This window comes from Acinetobacter sp. C13 (assembly GCF_016809775.1).
GTDB classification, from domain to species: domain Bacteria; phylum Pseudomonadota; class Gammaproteobacteria; order Pseudomonadales; family Moraxellaceae; genus Acinetobacter; species Acinetobacter pittii.
The window spans coordinates 242,375-263,558 of sequence record NZ_JAFBJL010000004.1 but is presented as its reverse complement, the minus strand read 5'-3'; the positions used below and the strand labels follow the sequence as shown (position 1 = coordinate 263,558).

Annotated in this window: 23 protein-coding genes; all 23 read right to left on the bottom strand. The window is 40.8% G+C overall.

What is annotated here, in order from left to right; translation table 11 throughout:
- Window positions 1–6: 6 nt before the first annotated feature.
- The 23 genes from JGE69_RS13445 to JGE69_RS13335 all read right to left on the bottom strand — a co-directional run bounded on the left by JGE69_RS13445 (window position 7) and on the right by JGE69_RS13335 (window position 21,164).
- Window positions 7–2,322, bottom strand: coding sequence for an MMPL family transporter (locus tag JGE69_RS13445; RefSeq protein ID WP_227602433.1), 2,316 nt, complete (start codon window positions 2,320–2,322; stop codon window positions 7–9).
- A complete protein-coding gene (locus JGE69_RS13440; protein WP_199113661.1) occupies window positions 2,297–2,926 on the bottom strand; it encodes a LolA family protein in 630 nt (209 codons plus the stop codon). The genes JGE69_RS13445 and JGE69_RS13440 overlap by 26 nt, the downstream gene beginning before the upstream one ends.
- Window positions 2,926–3,354 (bottom strand): acyl-CoA thioesterase, encoded by a 429-nt coding sequence (locus JGE69_RS13435; RefSeq protein WP_000542808.1) that lies wholly within the window; start codon window positions 3,352–3,354, stop codon window positions 2,926–2,928. The genes JGE69_RS13440 and JGE69_RS13435 overlap by 1 nt, the downstream gene beginning before the upstream one ends.
- A gap of 9 nt (window positions 3,355–3,363) precedes the next feature.
- Entirely contained in the window at window positions 3,364–4,899 is a 1,536-nt protein-coding gene (locus tag JGE69_RS13430) for an HAL/PAL/TAL family ammonia-lyase (RefSeq protein WP_068565125.1), read from the bottom strand.
- A gap of 1 nt (window position 4,900) precedes the next feature.
- Window positions 4,901–5,827: an acyltransferase gene (locus tag JGE69_RS13425; protein WP_068565127.1), complete on the bottom strand. Its 927-nt coding sequence runs from the start codon at window positions 5,825–5,827 to the stop codon at window positions 4,901–4,903.
- A 2-nt stretch (window positions 5,828–5,829) separates the two neighbouring features.
- Window positions 5,830–6,570 carry a glycosyltransferase family 2 protein gene (locus tag JGE69_RS13420; protein WP_068565129.1) on the bottom strand — a complete coding sequence of 247 codons (741 nt, stop codon included), beginning with the start codon at window positions 6,568–6,570 and terminating at the stop codon, window positions 5,830–5,832.
- A gap of 2 nt (window positions 6,571–6,572) precedes the next feature.
- The gene (locus tag JGE69_RS13415; protein ID WP_199113662.1) at window positions 6,573–8,231 is read right to left on the bottom strand and encodes an AMP-binding protein; all 1,659 of its coding nucleotides are present in this window, start codon (window positions 8,229–8,231) and stop codon (window positions 6,573–6,575) included.
- Window positions 8,232–8,241: 10 nt separating this feature from the next.
- Window positions 8,242–8,796: a septation protein IspZ gene (locus tag JGE69_RS13410; RefSeq protein ID WP_063098089.1), complete on the bottom strand. Its 555-nt coding sequence runs from the start codon at window positions 8,794–8,796 to the stop codon at window positions 8,242–8,244.
- Entirely contained in the window at window positions 8,793–9,047 is a 255-nt protein-coding gene (locus JGE69_RS13405; RefSeq protein WP_001987856.1) for an acyl carrier protein, read from the bottom strand. The genes JGE69_RS13410 and JGE69_RS13405 overlap by 4 nt, the downstream gene beginning before the upstream one ends.
- Window positions 9,048–9,052: 5 nt before the next feature.
- Window positions 9,053–9,313 (bottom strand): phosphopantetheine-binding protein, encoded by a 261-nt coding sequence (locus JGE69_RS13400; RefSeq protein WP_000067033.1) that lies wholly within the window; start codon window positions 9,311–9,313, stop codon window positions 9,053–9,055.
- A 1-nt stretch (window position 9,314) separates the two neighbouring features.
- On the bottom strand, window positions 9,315–10,118 hold the full coding sequence (locus JGE69_RS13395; protein ID WP_080759742.1) for a lysophospholipid acyltransferase family protein: 804 nt from the start codon (window positions 10,116–10,118) through the stop codon (window positions 9,315–9,317).
- Window positions 10,103–10,717 carry a beta-ketoacyl synthase chain length factor gene (locus JGE69_RS13390; RefSeq protein ID WP_068565133.1) on the bottom strand — a complete coding sequence of 205 codons (615 nt, stop codon included), beginning with the start codon at window positions 10,715–10,717 and terminating at the stop codon, window positions 10,103–10,105. Before JGE69_RS13390 ends, JGE69_RS13395 begins: the two co-directional genes overlap by 16 nt.
- 196 nt (window positions 10,718–10,913) lie before the next feature.
- On the bottom strand, window positions 10,914–12,323 hold the full coding sequence (der, locus tag JGE69_RS13385; protein WP_005066184.1) for a ribosome biogenesis GTPase Der: 1,410 nt from the start codon (window positions 12,321–12,323) through the stop codon (window positions 10,914–10,916).
- Window positions 12,324–12,512: 189 nt separating this feature from the next.
- Window positions 12,513–13,658: an outer membrane protein assembly factor BamB gene (gene bamB, locus JGE69_RS13380; RefSeq protein ID WP_032005187.1), complete on the bottom strand. Its 1,146-nt coding sequence runs from the start codon at window positions 13,656–13,658 to the stop codon at window positions 12,513–12,515.
- On the bottom strand, window positions 13,658–14,356 hold the full coding sequence (locus JGE69_RS13375) for a YfgM family protein (RefSeq protein WP_199113664.1): 699 nt from the start codon (window positions 14,354–14,356) through the stop codon (window positions 13,658–13,660). The genes bamB and JGE69_RS13375 overlap by 1 nt, the downstream gene beginning before the upstream one ends.
- A 28-nt stretch (window positions 14,357–14,384) precedes the next feature.
- Complete coding sequence (hisS, locus tag JGE69_RS13370; RefSeq protein WP_017385736.1) at window positions 14,385–15,677, bottom strand: histidine--tRNA ligase; 1,293 nt, start codon at window positions 15,675–15,677, stop codon at window positions 14,385–14,387.
- Window positions 15,674–16,789, bottom strand: a complete 1,116-nt coding sequence (gene ispG / locus JGE69_RS13365; protein WP_002115078.1) for a flavodoxin-dependent (E)-4-hydroxy-3-methylbut-2-enyl-diphosphate synthase — start codon at window positions 16,787–16,789, stop codon at window positions 15,674–15,676. Before ispG ends, hisS begins: the two co-directional genes overlap by 4 nt.
- Window positions 16,790–16,810: 21 nt before the next feature.
- Window positions 16,811–17,602, bottom strand: a complete 792-nt coding sequence (locus tag JGE69_RS13360) for a helix-turn-helix domain-containing protein (RefSeq protein ID WP_069141760.1) — start codon at window positions 17,600–17,602, stop codon at window positions 16,811–16,813.
- Window positions 17,593–18,393: a type IV pilus biogenesis/stability protein PilW gene (gene pilW, locus JGE69_RS13355; RefSeq protein WP_199113666.1), complete on the bottom strand. Its 801-nt coding sequence runs from the start codon at window positions 18,391–18,393 to the stop codon at window positions 17,593–17,595. The genes JGE69_RS13360 and pilW overlap by 10 nt, the downstream gene beginning before the upstream one ends.
- A gap of 14 nt (window positions 18,394–18,407) precedes the next feature.
- The gene (gene rlmN, locus JGE69_RS13350) at window positions 18,408–19,643 is read right to left on the bottom strand and encodes a 23S rRNA (adenine(2503)-C(2))-methyltransferase RlmN (protein ID WP_002115097.1); all 1,236 of its coding nucleotides are present in this window, start codon (window positions 19,641–19,643) and stop codon (window positions 18,408–18,410) included.
- 124 nt (window positions 19,644–19,767) lie between these two features.
- Complete coding sequence (ndk, locus tag JGE69_RS13345; protein WP_199113668.1) at window positions 19,768–20,199, bottom strand: nucleoside-diphosphate kinase; 432 nt, start codon at window positions 20,197–20,199, stop codon at window positions 19,768–19,770.
- A gap of 113 nt (window positions 20,200–20,312) precedes the next feature.
- Window positions 20,313–20,513, bottom strand: coding sequence for a Fe-S cluster assembly protein IscX (iscX, locus tag JGE69_RS13340; RefSeq protein ID WP_004698764.1), 201 nt, complete (start codon window positions 20,511–20,513; stop codon window positions 20,313–20,315).
- A 99-nt stretch (window positions 20,514–20,612) separates the two neighbouring features.
- Entirely contained in the window at window positions 20,613–21,164 is a 552-nt protein-coding gene (locus JGE69_RS13335; protein WP_289518692.1) for a phosphatase PAP2 family protein, read from the bottom strand.
- Window positions 21,165–21,184: the final 20 nt, after the last annotated feature.

Genomic DNA, 21,184 nt, shown 5'->3' with positions numbered 1-21,184 from the left:
TTCAAATTATGAATGGTCTTGTAAATTTACAATATGTTTTTCATCTGCGGGCGTTAACAAAGTCGCATAGATAAACGAGAAAATAACCCCGAATAAAACCGTTAACCCAAAACAATGAATTGCGTAAGTATGGCTAAATGAAAGTAATCCAAAGCCCAGTAAGGTCGACATCATACATAAAAATAATGCCATTCCAACTACTTGTGGGTGATCATGTCCATGTCGGTAGAAAATTGCATAGTCGACACCAATCCCAATAATCAGAAAAGTCGCCATAATACTAAACAGGTTAATCTCGACACCTAACCATGCCTGAACAGCAAAAGTGCTTAGTAAAGCCAAGCTGACTGGCAAGACCAAAGGTACAATCGAACTTAATCCATAAATAAGCGCTAAACCAACTGCCAGACCAATTAAGGCATAAATCAGAAGATGTTGAGCCTGCACTCGATGTTCAGCAAACATTTGTGACATCGCAGTAATCGGTTGCTGGAAATGTATATGCTCATTCTGAAGTTGCTTTAACGCGTCAGGTTGTTTCACCCCTGTCACCATCACTAATCGCTCATTGGCTTGAGGTTGTAAAAAAGCTAAAGGGTGATCTTTAAATACTGAAAAATCTAATAACGGTTGTGCCGCTAGTTGCTGTTGCCACTGTAAAACATCAGTGACATTTAGGCCCATACTTTGTGCATATTGCTGCAAAGTCGCTTTTGGAATATTTCTTAATAATTGTAGATTACTTTGCTGCTCTGCTAATGGTGGAATCCATTGTCCTAAAGCTTGAAATGCACTGATTTTCCCTTGTGACTGTAACTGTTGCAAATGTCCAATCAGTTGCTGCTCTTGTTGCTGCATTTCATTCGCAGATGCTGCACGCACCACAAAATAATCACTACTTTGTTGCTGACCAAATTGCTCACGAACCGCTTGGTCTTGCTGCTTTAACCTCGCGTCCATACCTTGTAAGTTACGAATATCATCATTACTTTTAAGATAGAAAAGACTAACTGTACCTACTGCTAAAATGATTGCAATCAAGCTATAACGTATCTTGGCACGCTGTTGAAACCATAACCGTGCTTGTCCAATCCACGACAGTGCTTTTATTGCTGGCTGGGCATTGAGTGCAGGTAATCTTGGTAATAGCAGTACACTACTGATCCACGCCGCAGTTAATCCTACAATTGAAAAGACCGCAATCTGCTTGAACCCAGGAAACGGAGTAAAACTCAAAAAGATGTAAGCAACCAATGTGGTCATTAAGCCCATAAACAAACTTGGTAATAGCGGTTTTAAAATTTGAAAACCACCAAGCTTTCTATGCTGCGATTGCATCGCCATAAAATAAAATGAAAAGTCGACACAGACACCAATCAGACTTGCACCAAAGACCAATGTCATCAGGTGAATTTCACCAAACACCCAATGTGTGACCGCAAACGCCACAAAGCTTCCAGTCGAAACTGCAATAAACTCGGTTGCCAAAGGTCGCAGTGAGCGAAAGCCGAACCAAACCAGAAAAATTAAGCCCAGTGTCGAGCCAACACCAATTGTTGAGATTTCCTGCTTAGCCGATTGCGTCCCAAAATTTGAAAATAAAATAGTTCCAGTCCAGTGAGATTTTAACCCCATTGCCGCTAGCTTTTGCTTAGTTTGTTCAATCCAAGTAGAGGTCTGTTCTTGGTAATCAATATTGTATGGACTTTGCGTTAGCTGTAATACGAAAAGCCGAGAAATGCCTTGTTCATGATGAATTGTGGCAAAGCCCTGCTCCATTTCAATATCTTGCTGTGACGGGGTTACCAACTGCATGGCATAACGAGGGAACAATAATAGCGGATCTTGCTTAAGTGACTCAGCAGTGACAGGCATACCTGGACTCATCATCTGCATCAGACTTTGTTCAGTCAGCGCAGCATAATCCTTTTTTTGCAATAAGGCTTGATCTTGAGCACTCAACAATCCTGCTCGATGTTGATACAACTGTTTTGCAAATTGATCAAAATCAAGTTGTGGCTTCAGCGGTTGCCACAACTGGCTTTGCTTGGCCTGCGCTGTTAAGAAATGAGTCGCTTGTTGTATCGCAGCTTCATCTTTGGCATCTACCACCACAAATACTTTATTGTTGAGTTGCTCATTCATGTATTGCTGAGTACGTGCAAGTTCTGGGTCTTGCTGAACTTTAGGCAATAACGCAAAAATATTAGTTTGAATATGAATATCTTTATTCAGCCACGTCACGCCAAGCCCCACCGCGATCAGTAGCAGAGCAATTAACCAAAGCGCGGTGAACTTATTTTGCCAGTTGGAAAATCGCATGCTCAGCAGCCGTTAGATTCGTCGGTTGAGAAGTCTGTTGACTAAAGCGAATAGTCGTTAAATTATTCGCTTTCTCGGTAATCACAATTTGGTTGACGTACTGTTGTCCTTGAGCATCAACACGCACAAATAACTTTTTAAACAAGCTACTTTTCGGAGTTAAGCTCATGCTCCAACCCACTGGACTATAATTCGCACTTACCACATTAAAATTCTTTGCCAAGGCCTGTTCATTACCAGACATGAGCTGTAAGAATAAAGTCGCGACCGAACTATATGGCGATTGATCAACTTGTATTTGGCTAAATGTACGCTGAGTTTTCTGTACCAATTTGGTTGGGGTAACGATCAAATCTGCTTGCACAGGTCGTTTGATTTGCCACGCTACACCATAAGATTTTGAGAACAACAAAGAGCCGTTCGATACAAAAGTTTTATTCAACGATGGCAATTTTTTTTGCTGTTCGAAATCAGCACGAACCGTAGGAGACTGTGACAATTGCTGAAAAATCTGAGTGATCTGTGTTGGCGCTGCATAGACCGCACTTAAACTGCTCATCCAAATCGCAGTACCTAAACCTAAAGTTTTGATGAATTTAGACATCACGCATTCCTCTTCGGTTGAAACTCAGACCATGCATTTAAACGATCAAACAAAACTTGAGGCGACTGAAAACACATTTCACGCGCTTCAATATTCACCGCCACCTGTGTGGTATAACCCTTGGTTAAACGTTTCCCTGACTCAGCATCAAAAATTAAATAATCAATTTTCAAACGGTTTTCCCATTCTTTTAAAATGGCCCGAACCCGAATCTTTTGTTCAAACTCAATACCGTATGCATAGCGAACATGGCTTTCAATCACAGGCCATGCATAGCCTGATTCTTTCATCTGCATATAGTTATAATGAAATTGATCGAGCAATTTACAGCGAGCAATCTCAAAATATTTTAAATAGTGTCCATGCCAAACCACATTCATGGTATCGACATCATGAAATGGAATTTCAATGATTACATCTGCATGCATTGGCTCACCTTATCCCATAAATTCTGGTTGATTAAACAATTCAAGTTGGTCTAAACGATCAACAATCTGTTGTAATTCGGTTTGTAATGGTCGGTCTTCTTCGACAAATGCAAAGCTTTGTAAGGTCCATTGCATAAATGCCTGCAATGTTGGACTTAACTGTGTAGTTAAACCTTTCAGATGAATCGCCTGCACACTCGCACAGCACAGCGCTGCAATGACTTGCTGTGTTAAGGTAATTACACGGCTCGCATCACGTGCAGCAATGGTACCCATGCTGACTTTGTCTTGGTTATGACATTCAGTTGAACGTGAAAAAATTGAAGCTGCCAAAGTGTTTTTCAAAGCTTCAGCCGTCCACGCCGATACTCCGATTTGTACCGCTTTAAAACCATGATTCAGTGGTAAACGTTCAGCCGTTGCGCCTGTTAAATTACGTGGTAAACCATGATTCATTTTATGGTCGACTAGCTGTGCAATCTGTCTATCCATCAAATCAGCAATATTGGCAATCATAATTTTCAAGCTATCCATTGCTTGTGCAATGTGCCCACCGTAAAAATGACCGCCATGCAATACACGCATACCGACTGGATCAATCAATGGGTTGTCATTACTTGAGTTCAACTCATTTTCAATGAACTGACGTAACCATACTTTCGAATCTTCAAATACACCAATAATATGCGGCGCGCAGCGCAATGAATAGCGATCTTGCAAGCGTGGACTTTGATGTGCTGTTTGTACTTCACTGTTCAGCCAGTCACGTAATTGCTTGGCAATTTGTTGCTGTCCTGGATGAGGTTTCTGTGCAAACAGAACCTCATCAAAATGGCTTGGATTACCTTCCAAAGCCAATACATTTAGAGCGGTAATTAAAGTACTCGCAAGTGCAATCTGCTCTGCTTTTTTATAATTTAAACAAGCAATTGCCGTCATCACCGCAGTGCCGTTCATGAGCGCCAAACCTTCTTTAGGTCTGAGCGTTAAAGACTGCATATTCTTTTCAGCATAGACTTGAGCAACTGGAACAGTTTGTCCATCAACATAGACATCACGCTCACCAACTAACGTTCCCGCAATATAAGACAACGGTGTTAAGTCACCGCTTGCCCCGACTGAACCTTCAGATGGAATGACTGGAATTACATTTTCATTCAGCAACCAAACCAAGCGCTCAAGTAGTGCTATCGACACGCCTGAATAACCGCGAGCCAATGAACATAAACGTGTTACAACTACTGCACGTGCAGTGATGACATCTAAATTTTCACCTAAACCACAACCATGAAAGCGTGAAAGATGCAGCGGTAGTTCATTAACCTGATGTAATGGCACTTCAACCAAACATGAGTCACCATAGCCCGTGGTCACACCGTAGATAACCCCTTCTTCTTCAAGGAGCTGATCGAGAAAATCAGCACCTTTTTGAATTAGTTCACGCCACTCAGACGTTTCTGGTAAAGCAACCTGACATTCGCCTCTGGCTACAGAAACGACATCTTCAATACTCAGTGGTTGTTCACCTACGGTTAACACACGCATGTTATTTCGTCCAAAAATTATAAAAATTAAACCATTGATAAGGGGCACGCAGACAATGCTGTTCTAGTACGGCAACGTACGTTTTAGTGATGGTTTGCATACTTTCAATACGGTGAGCACGGGGTAAACTCACCTGCTCAGCAATTGAATGAATATGCACTTGAAACTGCTGTTGCACCCGATAGCAAAACACCGCAATAACAGGCACTTTGAGTAAATTTGCTAAAATCCAAGCCCCTTGTGGGAAAGCTGCTGACTCCCCTAAAAAATCAACATGCTGTACACGATCTGACTGCACAGGCACTCGATCTGCCGCTACAATGACCCACTCACCTTGCTGCATTTTGTCTTGCAGCAGCATGGCGGTTTCAATACCCAGCTCATCAACTGATAAAAGACACACATCTGCCTTATCATTTATTTTTTTCAAAAACTCATTAAATTTTGTCGCATGCTTTTGGTAAACAAGCACATTAATTTTCTGTGGATGCTCTGACTTAATGGCTCGAAGCAATTCAATATTGCCAAAGTGAGAGACAATAATCAGAGCACCTTTTTGATAATGCTGAGAGAAGTTTTCGTGCCCAAAAACTTGCAATTCTTGCTCAGGAATATTACCTAACCAGCCCTCAATCTTATCTAAAATACATTCACCAAATTGCATGAAATGCGCGTAGCTATTTATCCAATTTGGTTGGTGGTTAAACGGCGACTGTGATCCAGCAAAATGATGCAGTTTTTGTAAATAGAGTAAAGAAGCCTGTCTTGCTGTGGCTGCAAATAACCAATACCACATAATGACAAAATACATCACCAACTTGCATAACCAACGTCCACCAAAACGGTAAAACCACAACATCAGCATAAGGGGCAACATGCCACCTCGCTCTTTAATGTCGTTCCATTTTGGTGAAGCTGAATCTGTCATAATTAACCTTGCAGCTTTTGTTTTAATAGCTTCGGTAAGCGAATCAGCATGCCCATAAACAAAGTTGCATGCGCTTTACTTAGCCCTAAGTTATCTCGCCAAGCATGAAAATGAGAAATACCCTGCTCTGGATAAACCACAGGCGTTGGTACATTAATAAAAGGGGTATTTTCCCATTTTAAACGTACTAAAATTTCACTATCAAAGCCCATACGTGGCTGAAATTTAGCACTATTCAATACCTTGATTGTGCTCTCGAGCGGATATACGCGAAACCCGCACATGCTATCTTTAATTTCAAAAGATAAGCTATTTAACCACACCCAAAAATGAGTAATGTAACGGCCATATAAGCGTTTTTTAGGAATAGAGGCATCAAAGTATGGCTGACCAATCACCATTGCATCGGGATGCTGGTGAGACTGCTCAATAAATTTTTGAATGTCATCCCAACAGTGTTGACCATCCGAATCGAGTTGTAATGCATGGCTTAAACCAAGCTCATAGGCTGCACGCAAACCAGTCATTACGGCTTGTCCCTTACCCCTATTCACATCATGTTCAATAAGATGAATTTGAGAATATTGCTCTGCCAATCCTTTTAAAATTTGGCTACATGCATCATCACTGCCATCATTGACCAAAACAATCGGTAGACCAAAACTGTTCAGATAAGAAATTAAATCTGCTAAATAATGTGGATGGTTATAAACCGGAACAACAAAGCCGTAATTGGTCTGCATTTTTAACCCTCTACTTCCGTTTGCAAAGCAAATAATAATCGCCCTGAAGCCAGAATTTGTTCTGAATCACGTAGTTCAAAACTCACTTTATGCTCTTTTCGAGAAAACTTGAGTTGTACTACAGCATAAGGGCGAATCAGGTTTTGGAATTTTAACTGCTCATATCCCTGACACCAGCTCAAATCAGACCAAATTGATTTAGCAAAGTGTTGTAAAAAGCCTATTTGCCCAACCCCAGGATAAATGGGTTGTGTTGGGAAATGCCCTTTAAAACATGCTAATTCAGGTGGAAATTCCAACTCCCAAATGTAGTCATCTGAATTTTGAGACTGTGACAGCACCACGGGTTGTAACATAGGCTTAAATAGAGTTTTCAAATAGTTTTTATTGAGTTTGGACTGAGTATTTTGTGGTAACTGGCTAAGGAAACGCCATTGACGAGGAATCGCCATCGTTTCCAAGCTGTCTTTTAATTGCTGTTTTAAATGGTTGACAAAAGCGGACTTACCTTGCTGTTGTAACTGCTCACGAGCTTGTTCTGTTAGAACAACAATACAACCCAACATTTGGCGTAGCTCATATTCAAGTACCAATACATGGCATTGCTTTACGACATCTAAAGCTTGGATGCTTTGCTCGATCGCATCTAGACTTAAACGCTTTTCTTCAAGTTTTACAATTCGATCTGTACGCCCCAGCAGCTTAAAGGTCTGACATGTTGCATCTGTCCATGCCGCACCATCACCTGTGGTAATCCAGTCATTCTCATAGGCATGATTACTCTTGACCATAAGCTGTTGGTCTTCAATACGAATAGCCACATTACTAAATGAAGTCCAAGCATCTTCATCTTTAGCGCGATGGGCAATACCACCAGTTTCCGAACTTCCCAAAACTTCAATAATCGGACGATTTAGCAAAGGGCGAACACCACTTTCTAGTTTGCCCCCGGAACTAAAGACCATCTGGCAGTGTTGTAAAACAACATCGGTTGTCCAGCGTTTTAATAAAGCAGGACTTGAGATCAAATAATTGCTTAACCCCATTGTTTCTAATTGTTTTTGGGCTTGTACCACATCTTCAGGGAATGCCATTTGAGGATTATAAAAACTTCGACCTGTAGCAAGTGGTAGTAATAATTTAAACAGTAATCCATAAATATGTTGATGACTAACTGTTGCAATCGCAGTTGCATGTTCATCAAAGCTAAAACTCTGACTCAACCCTTGGACTTCGTTAAGTAATTGTCTAAGTGTTCTTGGAATTTTTTTAGGTTCTCCAGTTGAACCCGACGTATAAAAATAGAGTTGAGCCTGCTCTAAAAAAGCATCGTCTAACATTAAAGATAAAGGAACAACCTCTCCAATTTCTTGACGCTTTAAAAAATAAATCTGCTGTGCTGCAAAATCTTGTTCTAGTTCACGTACTCGATTGGGTGGCAAAAGTATTTGTTTTTTCGCTAACAAAGCAGCAAAGAATAAAACCAGAAACTCATAGCTATCTGCTTCCCATAAAGCCCAAGTTAGATTTTCCATTTGAGCAATTGCAGCAGCTTGTAATGCCACATCTTGCCAAAATTGATTAAAACTGGTCGAGTTTAGAGTACCGTCTATACAAAGTGGCTGAGCTGAATCGATGAATTTCTGAAAATGGCAATACATAGTTTTTTAATTAATGATTTGAAGAATGTAAACGCTGATGTCGTTTACGCAAAATAAATTCACCAAGGAATAAAATGCCCATCAGCACATAAGAAATAAAGCCATTATAAATGACCCAAACCTGAGTTGAGGTAAAAAGCACTGTGCTTAAAGCGATCAGTGCATTACAAAAAAAGAAAACACACCAAACTTTGGTGACCTGTCTGGTCCACTGTACGCCAGAAGCAGGTAAATCAGGTTCAACGAGTCGGGCAAAGCGCTCAATCATAGACGGCGGCTTAATGAGCGTCAGCGCAAAAATAATTAATGCACCTAGACTCATACCCACTGGATATAACTTTAGCCAAGCATGGTCATGTAACAATAAACTTAGACTACCGCAAACGATAGCAAAACCCGTTAATGGCCATAATAACGAGTTGCCTTTGCTAAAAAGTCTGATCACACCTAACCCGATGAGTAAAGCACTCACCCAGACAAATTGGCCGTGACTCAAACTCCAGCCCACAATAAAGGGATACAGCACAAAAAGTGCCGTCATTATCCCTTTAAGAATAAACTTCATTCAGCAGTCATGTTCTGAATAACCGTCACCACATCAAGTACGGTTCTCACATTTTTAAAGTCTTCAGGCTTTACTTGCTTGCCTGTTAACTCTTTAATTTTTACAACTAAATCGACCGCATCAATACTGTCTACATCCAGGTCTGAATAAAGGTTCGAATCGAGTTGAACAGTCTCTGGTTCAATCTCAAACAAATCTTCCATCCATTCACGGAGTTTAGTTAGTACTTGCTCTTGAGATAACATCATCACGCTCCTTATGACTTCTGTTGTGCTTCAACTAAAGCAACCAAGCTCTGGATTGACTTAAAATGCTGTTTGGTTTCATCCGACTCTGCATTTAAATGAATGTTGTAACGCTTTTTCAAAGCCAGTCCCAACTCAAGTGCATCAATCGAGTCTAATCCTAAACCTTCTCCAAATAATGGAGCTTCTGTATCAATATCGGCAATAGTAATATCTTCTAGTGCTAGAACATCAATAATCATTTGCTTTAGTTCATCAGCAAGATTGCTCATTTCAAGATAACTCTTCATCAAAAATTTTATAAAAACTACGACTTAACTGACGAACTTGTTTAGGTCCTACTGTTAAATCATCTAACAGATCTGATACTTGCACAGCATCTAATACCTTGACCTCGATATGAAATGGTTGAGATGGTACGTGGTACCATTTTTCATTCTTGGTTAAAGTTGAAGGTGTACAAGTAATAATTACTGGGCGAATTGGTACATTTGCACGAATGGCAATATTGGCCGCGCCTCGCTGGAACTCGTTTAGGGTCATCCCTTTTTCAGTGCGCGTTCCTTCCGGAAAAATTAAAAGAGAAGCCGCATTATTTTCTTTTAGACGCTTTACACAGTCTTCAACAAACTGCTGAGAACCTGCATTTAAAATATAGCCTGCGCTTTGTACGGGTCCTTTGGTAAATGGGTTCGACCAAAGAGACTGCTTCACGACACAATTAGCCTGCTGCATCATACCAATTAGTACTACAACATCAATCAAAGTCGGATGATTGGCAATCACCAGCTCTTGGCGACTATTTTGTAGTTTTTCTAGCCCCTCTACCGAATAAGTCATGATGCCGAGTTTGACCATCATGTCGGTAAAGCCTTTAAAACTATGTTTAATCACATTTTGCGCACGTTGCTGCCGCTTTTGCGGATCAGAAGTGGTTGCATTGAGTACGGGTGCAATCACTGAGGCGATTGCCATACCACCCACCCCAAAACTGGCAAAACTAAAGCCAGTGGCAGCTACACGCCAGCAATAATTACTTTTTTGCTTGAGATTTTTAAGATTTAGCATTTGTTCCACCCAAATGCAGATGTTAACTGGTCAGCATCCTGCCAAAAATGAGCAAAAGCAGGAGCATCTGCTTCATCTGTATGCGTCCACGCAGTAATTTGTAAATTAGGTTGCTCTAGAGTAACGACAGCAGCCATCGCATAGGCAGGAAAATTGATTGCCTCAGCATAAATATTAGGTAATGGCTCATCATAAGCGACGACTAAGACCCGCTTAATCTCAGGCATTAACTTTAAAAGTGCATAAGCCTCAATCAAACCTTCAGTCCATGAACAGCTTAAGCTGGTAGAGGGAGTATCATCCTGACATAAAATTGAATAGAGACCAGAAATTGCATTATGAACAGATGTTGAAAATTGTGTTGGCGATGGAGTTTGATCATTTAAAACGTCTTGCAAGATATTTAACGTTTTTGCCTCATCACCATATTTTGATACCCAAACAATATAATCGGCCTTATTACTTTCTAATGCTCCGATCGCACTATTTAAAGCAAGTTTAGCCAATGGTGATAAACGTCTACGCTGCATAGCTGGGATACAGTCGAGAGCCGCATAGGAAGGCTGAGCATGTGTAAATATAAGCTGAGCAAGATGTAATGTTACCATGCTAAAAAATGAACCCTAAGCCGCGTTATTCTGTCGAAATATAAATTATTTTATAAATATGCTGATTATAGCATTCGTTATAAAATTTACAAAAAATTACGTTTATCACTCACACTTTTTCACAACTCTTCGGAGTAGCTCATTTATTTGCAAAAAAAACCCAAAGAAAACTTTGGGTTTTTGAGCAGTAAAAAAATTAACGGTTAAATTTTTTCTCTGCTTTCTTAAATTTCTGAATATAACGACGGCGACGTGCAGCAGTACGTTCATCAACCTGACTCTTACGACCTTCAAACGGGTTTTCAGAAGTTTTAAAGTCAATACGAACTGGTGTACCTTCGAGTTTATACACTTTACGGAACACGTTTTCTAAATAACGGCGATAATCGGCAGGTGTCTTATCAACCTTATTACCATGGATCACAATAGTCGGTGGGTTCTGTCCACCCATATGCGCATAACGCATTTTAATACGGCGACCGCTAATCATTGGCGGTTGATGAGCTTCTGTCGCATCACTCAAAATTTGAGTCAATTTAGCTGGTGATACTTTTAAGTTCGCAGACTCATAAGCACGGTGGATAGAAGGATATAAATCACCTACCCCAGTTCCATGTAAAGCAGAAATTAAATGGATTTTTGCCCATGGAATAAAGTCAAAACGACGTTCAACATCAAGCTTACACTGCTTGCGGTCGTATTCAGACATGTTATCCCATTTGTTGATGGCAATAACCATGGCACGACCAGCTTCAAGCGCATAGCCAATTAAATGCAAGTCTTGCTCAACAATACCTTCACGCGCATCGACTACAACCACGACAACATGTGCATCTTTCATTGCTTGCAAAGTTTTAACAATTGAGAACTTCTCAATCATTTCATCAACTTTACCTTTACGACGCACACCTGCTGTATCAATTAAGGTGTATTTACGGCCTTCACGCTCAAAAGGAATGTAAATAGAGTCACGCGTTGTACCTGGTTGGTCAAATGCCACCACACGGTCTTCACCCAGCAAACGGTTGACCAGTGTTGACTTACCAACGTTAGGACGACCAATAATTGCTAAGCGTAAGCCAGTATCTTTGTCATGTTCTTCAGGATTTTCATCTTCTGGAACTTCCGCAAGTACATCTTCCAGCATTTGCTGTACACCACGACCATGGCTAGCGGCAACTTGTAATGGTTCACCCATACCAAGTTTATAGAACTCAACCAAAGCTGCTTCGGCATGAACACCATCTACCTTGTTCGCAACAAGATAAATTTTCTTACCTAAAGTACGTAGTTCACGAGCAATTTGCTCATCAGAAGCTAACAATCCCGCACGAGCGTCAACCACAAAAATAATAATATCTGCTTCGTTGATCGCTGTTTTTGACTGCTCGGCCATGTAGTTATCGATACCACCTTCACTCTCACCGATACCACCAGTATCAACAACAATGAAAGACTTATTTTGATAAGTCGCATCACCATATTTACGGTCACGAGTCAGACCCGCGAAGTCGGCTACAAGTGCATCACGACTCTTGGTAATCTGGTTAAATAACGTTGATTTTCCGACATTCGGACGACCAATGAGCGCAATAACGGGTTTCATACAATAACCTTAATTCAAGACCAGCCATATCTCATGGCATGAGCATTAGAAACAATACAGGAGATATATTTTAAGGTCAGATATGACCATAATAAAAGACGGGGCTTTGAACTGATTTAATTCAAACACCCCGATATTTTTTTAACAGCGTAATTTGTTAAGCGGCTATTTTAGCACAAGCAAACGAAATTAACGATTCTGCCAAATACTTAAATCGCCTTTTCTGGTCGAAACGTAAAGTTGGTTCTCAATAACACGTAATGTATTGACCTCACCACTTGTTTTTGAACGACCAATCAACTTACCTGTTGCAGGATCAACAAGATGTAATACGCCATCTAAATCACCAACAATAAGGTCCGATCCCAACACAACAGGGTTACTTAAATGACGGTTTAATAAACTATCATTTTGCCAAACTTGTTCGCCTGTCGTTAAATCATAAGCAGTTAACTTACCATCAGTTGATGAAACAAATACTTTATTGTCATAAACTTCCGGACGCTTGGTGCTGCTTGAGTCTTCACTCCAAACTACACGTTGCGAAGCTAGATCAGTTACGGTCACTTGTCCTTGGAAACTTGTAGTTACCATAAACTGTCCAGCAACAGTAGGATCACCATCGATATCAATCAAACGTTGAATATCAGAACGACCTTCACTTACCGCAACACGACGTTGGAAACGTGGAATACCACTAATCGTATCAATTGCATAAACATACGCATTCGCAGATGCGATTAATACGGTACGCGGGTCAAGACTCACCGGTGACGCCTGACCACGTAAACTAAATTGGACATTTGGTAATTTATAAGCCCAAACTTGTTGGCCTGAACCAGCATCATGCGCAAATACAGTACCATCATTAGCAATGGTAATAACGCGTCCAGACTGAACTAAAGAAGGACTTAATAGTGCACCAGATAACTGCGCAGTCCACTTTTGTTCACCTGTTGCCTGATCTAAAGCAAAAAGTTGACCTTTACTATTACCAACAACAACAATTCCTTCAGCAGCTTCAACACCAGAGCTCAAGCCTAATTTGCTGACTTTTTTCTCCCAAAGACGCTGCTTACCACGATATGCAGCGACTTCACCTTTTGGGTCAAGCGTAAAGACCACGCCCTCACTTGCATCAAGCTGCAAACGTAACGGATCTGCCTTATCAGTAGAAGAAACACTGCGCGAAAACACGGGTACTAGAGTCTTTTTCGACTCAGTCAATTTCGGTAGTGGATTTGGTTTTGCTTCTTTTACTTTGTTGCTAGAACATCCCACCAGTACAGCTGATGCGATTGCAATTGCCAAAGGCAGTTTGAATTTCTGATTCATTAAGACTCTTCCACCTGTGTTTCCAAAATTGGGCGCTCAATCTGTGGATCTTCAACTAAAACGCCAACACTTTCGAGTTTAATTTGTAAAATTTGTCGTTCTTGTTTACGTTCCAGTAACGAATCCCATGCTGCCTGATACGCTTTTTTAGCAGAATCAATATCTTTCTTGGCAACAAAGATATCACCACGTAACTCTTCTACTGTTACTTTAAACGCAGGATCGACGTTACCAGACAAAGTTTTCAGTGCTTCATCATATTTGTTTTGCGCCAATTGTGCATCTGCTAAACGCAATTTTACAACCTGAATCAAACCTTCATCTTTTACTTTTGAATTTTCGACTTTCTTCAATGCTTTTTCAGCAGCAGCATAGTCTTGTTTTTCATAAGCTAATTTTGCTAATACAAACTGAGTCTGTATCGCCTGAACAGAATCAATATCATCTTTTACGATTTTATCTGCCGATGCTGTTACCGAAGTTAAAGCATTAGGATTATCAGCACTTGCATTTGCTTCATCCATTAACTGCTGTACTTTTGCAGTTTCTGTCTGGCTGCTCGCAAGATTTCTTTTTTGCCAATATTCCCACCCAAAAAAGGCAATCAATGCAATGAGAATCCCGCTAATCATGGCAGAACCATATTTTTTGGCGAACGACTTTAAGCTGTCGAATTGTTCTTCATCACTTACACTCATGTGATTGTCCTTTTCCAGATGTTTCAGTTTATTTTGTAAATTTTTCGATTAAGAATGGTACAAGCTCAGCCAGCGCAACTTGAGACTGCTCAGCTGTTGCTAACTCTTTGATAGCAAGTTGCTGTGCTTCCCATTCACGCTCACCTAAAATCATGGCGTAAACAGCCCCAGCCTGATCAGCTTTTTTCATCTGACTCTTCATGCTGCCTTGTGAACCTGTTTTGATTCGAATACTGCTATTTGCAGCTTCTAACTGGTCACGTAATTGCTCCGCTAAAATCAAAGCTTTAGTTTGATAAGCAGGTTCTGCAACCAAGAAGACTTCACAATCACGTATAACTTGAGCCTGCTCAACCTGCTCAAGTAGAAGCAATAAACGCTCCATACCCATCGCAAAACCAACAGCTGGTACAGATTGATCGGCCTTACCTTTTAGCTGACCAACTAAACCGTCGTAGCGACCGCCAGCACATACAGTACCTTGCGAACCAAGTGCAGTTGTTGTCCATTCAAAAACGGTTTTATTGTAGTAATCCAGACCACGCACCAATTTTTGATTAATGACAAATTGGATGCCAGCAGCAGTCAAATAATCTTGTAACTGCTTAAAATGATCCAAGCTTTCTTCTTTCAAGAAGTCATGTAATTTCGGTGCATTTTCTAAAATTTTCTGAGTAGATTCAATTTTAGAATCCAAAATACGTAATGGATTCGTTGTTAAACGACGCTGTGAGTCTTCATCCAACGCATCTTTATGCTCGTTTAAAAACGCAACTAAAGCATTACGATACTCTGTACGCTCATCAGTTTCGCCCAAAGTATTTAACTCAAGCTGAACCTTATCAGCAACGCCCATACGTTTCCATAAACGAGCGGTCAACATAATCAATTCAGCATCAATATCAGGAGTCGCAACACCGAAAGTTTCCACGCCAAACTGGTGGAACTGGCGGTAACGTCCTTTTTGTGGCTTCTCATAACGGAACATAGGTCCCATATACCACACGCGTGGCGTAGCACCGCGCAACAAATTATGTTCAACCAAAGCACGAACACAACCTGCTGTACCTTCCGGGCGTAAGGTTAATGACTCTGGTGGATTGCCTTTGTCAAAAAAGGTATACATTTCTTTTTCAACAATATCGGTAGCATCACCAATAGCACGTTTAAACAAGCCCGTTTGTTCAACGATCGGCAAACGAATTTGTTGATATCCATAAGCATCCATTAAAGATGCTAAATGTTGCTCGAGACGTCTCCACGCTACTGTTTGCGTTGGCAAGATGTCATTAAAACCTTTGATTGCGACGATTGAACTCATGATGAACTACGAATAATTTCTTTAGATTTAGCTTCTTCAAGCTCTTGGACACGTTGACGAACCATAGTTTCGATTTCATCAACCAATTGATCGGTATCGATTAAATGGCTTTTTTCACCATTACGATAAACCAATGAGCGAGGCGCAGCCCCAACAACCCCGATGTCAGCTTCTTTTGCTTCACCTGGGCCGTTTACTTTACAACCAATTACCGACACATCCATTGGAGTACGAATATCTTCTAAACGCTCTTCCAATGCTTGCATTACCTGAATAACATTAAATTCTTGGCGAGAGCAACTTGGGCAAGCAATAAAGTTAATCCCGTTAGAGCGAAGCCCAAGTGATTTTAAGATATCAAAACCAATCTTGATTTCATCTTCTGGTTCGGCGGCAAGCGAAATACGCATCGTATCGCCAATACCTTCCATCAACAATCCACCAAGGGCAATCGCTGACTTCACAGTACCTGTACGGTAAATACCAGCTTCAGTCACACCAAGATGTAATGGGTTATCAATTTGCTTTGAAAGTAAACGGTAAGCATCCATGGTTAAAAACACATTTGATGCTTTTACGCTGACTTTAAATTCATGGAAGTTGAGACGATCTAAAATATCAATATGACGTAGTGCTGACTCAAGCAACGCCTCACCTGTAGGCTCGCCATATTTCTTTTGTAAATCTTTTTCTAAAGAACCCGCATTGACCCCAATACGCATAGAAATGCCATGATGACGCGCCGCAGCAACGACTTCACGCACTTTCTGGTCTGAGCCAATATTACCTGGGTTAATACGTAAACAGTCTGCACCATAGTCTGCAACTGCCAGAGCAATTCTATGGTCAAAGTGAATATCAGCCACTAATGGAACTGAAACACGTTTACGGATCGCACCAAATGCCTCAGCAGCCTCCATAGATGGGACCGAAACACGCATAATATCAGCACCTGCATCAACGCAACGCTCGATTTGAGCAACGGTTGCATCGACATCGCAAGTTTCGGTATTTGTCATACTTTGCACGCTAATAGGTGCATCGCCACCGACATACACCGAACCAACACGGATTTTACGTGTTGGTCGACGTTTAATTGGGTTCTCTATCATTGTATCGCTCAACTCATGGTATTAGCGGGATAAACGGAATTCTGCTTTACCGTTTACCGTATATGGAGACAATGAAATCTGTTCTTGGTTTAGACTTAATGACACAGCCGTTGCATCATCAAGACGAATCTGGAATGGAGACTCACCAGTTAAGTTTAAAGTTGATGACTGACGACCTGTCGCCAAAACTTTACCTGTTGCATCAACAATATGAACAGAAGTTGGTCGGTTAAAGTTTAACACCAATTGGTCACCCACTGTTGAGGTGGTAGCCCCTTGCATAGGTAAAACTTCAACATTCGATTGATTTACTTTAGGTAAATCAGCATCTTCTTTCTTTGAAGTCCATTTTTGGACACCCATAACAAGCAATGACACAACAGCAAGAATTACAATAGCAAGAAGTATGCGCTTTAACCATTTCTTATTACGATCACTATTAGAACCTGGGAGTTTACCCATGATTTTAATTGGCGAATTATTTAAGGCATGATTTGGTAACAACCCGGTATCATTTGCATAAATCTCATCGAAACGCTGAATAATTGCCGTCGCGTCCGTATTTAAATATTTTGCATATGAACGGTAATAACCCTTAATGAAAGTCGCTTCCGGCAATGATTTATAGTCATCTTGCTCTAAAGCGGTCAAGGTCTTAACCGGCATATTTAAATCTGAAGAAACTTGCCCTAACTCTTTATTCTGAGCAACTCGAATTTGACGTAAATACTCACCAGGACGTTGAATATTTCCTAAAGCAGAAGTCGGTAAGCTTGAGCCAGTTGGCTGCTGTGAATTAGGATTTATTTCCATACGGCCTCAGTACTATACTGTAATTGCAAATAACGTTGATATTCTGGACTTTCTGGGAACAAAGCACGTAACTGGTTTACTAACACTTGCATTCCCATTTTATCCGCATTGGCTCGAGCCACTCTTACACCAATCCAAAGTGCTCTTGCACCCTGATTTTTCTGCCCCACTGTACGAACATATTGCTCATACATTTGTGTAGCAGCCGGAATCTGCTGCTGCAAATAAAAAATTTCCGCTAACTCTAACATTGAAATATAAGAGTCGCGGTTAGCAAGGAGTGCTTGTTTGAATGTTTTTTCAGCATTCGCAACATCACCCAATTTTAAATAAATACGCCCCAGATTTTCTAATGCCTGATAGCGTTGGTCATAACCTAATGTTGCGCCAGCAATACGAAATTGCTCAACCGCATCATTATAACGCTCCATTTGATATAAATAAGTACCATAATTATTATGTGCTTGAGCATTATCCGGTTCAGATGAAATTGCTCGTTTAAAATAATGTTCTGCTTTTTCTAAATTGGGTTTGCTACCTTCTTGCTGTAGCAAAATACCCATCATCATATTTGCAGTAGCATCGCGGCTAGCTACACTTAAAGCTTGATCAAGAGCTCGCTTTGCTGAGTCCAAGTCACCCGAACGGATATGTTCAGCAGCAAGTTGTGTACGCACCTTTACCGCTTTCTCTGGGTCTTTTTTTTGCGTATGCGTTGTCTGGCAACCACTGACCAGAAATGCAACTGCAATCCCCATACATAAGACCGTTTTTAACTTTGGAATACTCAAAGCCTGCCCTCAATTTATCCTTGTGTACGCAAAATCTCTTGACGCTGTGTGACTTTTTTCTGCCACTGTTCAGCACGACGGGTTCTGTCAGCCACTTGACCCACTAACTGCCCACATGCAGCGTCAATATCATCACCACGTGTTTGACGAATCGTACACACAAATCCCGCATCAGACAAAGTTTTTTGGAACGAGATAATACGATTTCTGCTTGAGCGACCATATGGCGCATGGGGGAACGGATTAAATGGAATCAAGTTAATTTTACTTGGTAAATTTTTTAATAATTTAATCATTTGCTGTGCATGTTCAGGCTGATCATTTACGCCTTCTAACATCACATATTCAATCGTTACATGTTTACGCGTACTTTCATTACCATCTTTGGCAATATAACGCTGACATGCTGCAATTAACTGAGCCAATGGATATTTTTTATTAATTGGCACAAGCTCATTACGTAATTCATCGTTTGGCGCATGTAAAGAAATGGCTAAAGCGACATCAATGTCTTTTGCAAGCTGGTCAATTTTCGGTACAACACCCGATGTCGATAAAGTCACACGACGTTTTGACATGCCATAAGCAAAGTCATCAAGCATAATCTGCATTGAGCTTAATACAGCATCATAGTTGAGCAATGGCTCACCCATGCCCATCATCACGACATTGGTCACTGAACGCTCACGCTCAGCAACTGGCACTTCTTCCATATAAGAATAGTTTGCCATCCAGAGTTGCCCAATAATTTCATCTGGCGTTAAATCACGTTGGAAACCTTGTTTGCCTGTTGAACAAAATGAGCAATCTAATGCACAGCCCACTTGAGAGGAAATACAAAGTGTTTTACGTAATCCAGTTTTATCTTCGGCAGGAATTAATACAGTTTCAACCAAAGAACCTGCACCCTCACCTACGCGAAACACCCACTTACGTGTACCATCTTTTGAATAATGACGATGAACCACTTCAGGTGCTTTAATTTCACAAATCTGCTCAAGCTTCGCACGTAGTTTGCCTGAAATATTGGTCATTTCAGCAAAGTCAGTAACAAAGTATTGATGTATCCATTTCATGACCTGTCCGGCACGAAACTTCTTCTCACCAATATCTTCAAAGAATTTTTCTAACTCAGGACGAGACATGCCGAGTAAATTCACTTTATTTTCGGCAGCAGGGATTACCGGCGTGGACGAAGATTGCTGCTGTCCATCAAGATTTTCAGATGAAACGACCACTGCAGAGCTCATGTGTATTTACCTAAACCATGTCAAAAAAACTGAAGATATTGTTCAAGAATCAAACAATATTCTCTTAAGAGAATAAAAAAACCAGATAAGTAGTATACCACTTATCTGGTTTGAATGCTTTCGATTAACGAGTGCGTGAGCAGATCTCGTTGTCAGCAAAGAAGTAAGCAATTTCACGCTCTGCAGAAGCAACTGAGTCAGAACCGTGAGCAGCGTTTTCGTCGATGCTTACAGCGAAGTCAGCACGGATAGTACCAGGAGCAGCTTCTTTAGGGTTTGTAGCACCTAAGATTTCACGGTGTGCAAGAACTGCGTTTTCACCTTCAAGAACAGATACTACAACTGGACCAGAAGTCATGAATGCAACTAAGTCACCAAAGAAACCACGTTCTTTATGCTCAGCATAGAAACCTTCAGCATCAGCTTGAGAAAGGTGTTTCATTTTAGTCGCAACAATTTTTAAACCCGCTTTTTCAAAACGAGCAAAAATTTCACCGATGTGGTTTTTAGACACTGCATCAGGTTTTACGATAGACAAAGTACGTTCAATAGCCATGAGTGGCTCCTTTATTTTAAGATTTAAACTTTAAAAAATTTGCCGCATTATACCGATGTCATAGGCAATAATCAGCTTTGAATGTGTAAAAGTTGCGATTTTTTCTACTGTTTTTAGCGAACTTCGTCTATCCAGGCCATTTGAATGCCTTCTAGCAATCCTTCTGTCGATTTATTTGGGTCATCGCTAAAGTCTGGTAATGCGCACACCCATGCATGTAAATCGGTAAAACGAATCCATTGCGGATCAACTTCTGGATGTGCTTCTGACAATTCAATGGCAATATCAATCGTATCTGTCCAACGTAAGCCCATAGCGGCTCCTATCTGTTTAATCTGCTAAATCACGAACTATGTACTTTAGCAAATCCTCAAACCTAATCGATAGCTTAAGCTGATAAAAATTACCGATGCTTATAAAGCGATGTTCAATAATGGCGCCACAAAAATAATCACAGCCGCGACCGCTGCACCAATTAGCGCACCAACAATCACATCACTTGGGTAATGAAGACCCAGTACCATACGAGACAAAGCGACAAGCACCATAAATGGGAACATGGCTGCAAGCAGAACTGGCTGGATGTAACCCAATACAATTGTCACCATGACCGCATGAAGTGTGTGGCCTGATGGAAAACTAAAGTGATCAAGCGGTCTTTCACCAAGCACAATCACCTGATGCACCTGATAAGGACGTGGTCGCGTTGTCTTATGTTTTAAAAATTTATAAATTGCTGTGCCGACAGAACCACCTAGCAACAAGTAGATAATTTGCAAGCTATAGGTGATACCTTGCATGCCCCACACAATTGCCAGCATTAGATACCAAAACGGACCATCACCAACACGACTGATAATTTTGAAAAAAAGGGCAACACGCTGTGAGTGAGAGAAATTGTTCAGATATAAACAGCCTCTCAAGTCTAAATCGAGTATTTTTATTTTTGCATTCTTAAATTTCATGGTCATTCTCCTATCTTAGG

Excerpts from the sequence above, each read along its gene's own strand:
- JGE69_RS13360 (WP_069141760.1), bottom strand. The coding sequence starts at position 17,602 with ATGGAAATAAATCCTAATTCACAGCAGCCAACTGGCTCAAGCTTACCG.
- JGE69_RS13390 (WP_068565133.1), bottom strand. The coding sequence starts at position 10,717 with ATGGTAACATTACATCTTGCTCAGCTTATATTTACACATGCTCAGCCT.
- JGE69_RS13445 (WP_227602433.1), bottom strand. The coding sequence starts at position 2,322 with ATGCGATTTTCCAACTGGCAAAATAAGTTCACCGCGCTTTGGTTAATT.
- ndk (WP_199113668.1), bottom strand. The coding sequence starts at position 20,199 with ATGGCTATTGAACGTACTTTGTCTATCGTAAAACCTGATGCAGTGTCT.
- JGE69_RS13420 (WP_068565129.1), bottom strand. The coding sequence starts at position 6,570 with ATGCAGACCAATTACGGCTTTGTTGTTCCGGTTTATAACCATCCACAT.
- ispG (WP_002115078.1), bottom strand. The coding sequence starts at position 16,789 with ATGATAGAGAACCCAATTAAACGTCGACCAACACGTAAAATCCGTGTT.
- JGE69_RS13410 (WP_063098089.1), bottom strand. The coding sequence starts at position 8,796 with ATGAAGTTTATTCTTAAAGGGATAATGACGGCACTTTTTGTGCTGTAT.
- JGE69_RS13375 (WP_199113664.1), bottom strand. The coding sequence starts at position 14,356 with ATGAGTGTAAGTGATGAAGAACAATTCGACAGCTTAAAGTCGTTCGCC.
- der (WP_005066184.1), bottom strand. The coding sequence starts at position 12,323 with ATGAAACCCGTTATTGCGCTCATTGGTCGTCCGAATGTCGGAAAATCA.
- iscX (WP_004698764.1), bottom strand. The coding sequence starts at position 20,513 with ATGGGCTTACGTTGGACAGATACGATTGATATTGCCATTGAATTGTCA.
- hisS (WP_017385736.1), bottom strand. The coding sequence starts at position 15,677 with ATGAGTTCAATCGTCGCAATCAAAGGTTTTAATGACATCTTGCCAACG.
- JGE69_RS13335 (WP_289518692.1), bottom strand. The coding sequence starts at position 21,164 with ATGAAATTTAAGAATGCAAAAATAAAAATACTCGATTTAGACTTGAGA.
- JGE69_RS13440 (WP_199113661.1), bottom strand. The coding sequence starts at position 2,926 with ATGTCTAAATTCATCAAAACTTTAGGTTTAGGTACTGCGATTTGGATG.
- JGE69_RS13400 (WP_000067033.1), bottom strand. The coding sequence starts at position 9,313 with ATGAGCAATCTTGCTGATGAACTAAAGCAAATGATTATTGATGTTCTA.
- JGE69_RS13430 (WP_068565125.1), bottom strand. The coding sequence starts at position 4,899 with ATGCGTGTGTTAACCGTAGGTGAACAACCACTGAGTATTGAAGATGTC.
- JGE69_RS13415 (WP_199113662.1), bottom strand. The coding sequence starts at position 8,231 with ATGTATTGCCATTTTCAGAAATTCATCGATTCAGCTCAGCCACTTTGT.
- rlmN (WP_002115097.1), bottom strand. The coding sequence starts at position 19,643 with ATGAGCTCTGCAGTGGTCGTTTCATCTGAAAATCTTGATGGACAGCAG.
- JGE69_RS13435 (WP_000542808.1), bottom strand. The coding sequence starts at position 3,354 with ATGCATGCAGATGTAATCATTGAAATTCCATTTCATGATGTCGATACC.
- bamB (WP_032005187.1), bottom strand. The coding sequence starts at position 13,658 with ATGAATCAGAAATTCAAACTGCCTTTGGCAATTGCAATCGCATCAGCT.
- JGE69_RS13425 (WP_068565127.1), bottom strand. The coding sequence starts at position 5,827 with ATGACAGATTCAGCTTCACCAAAATGGAACGACATTAAAGAGCGAGGT.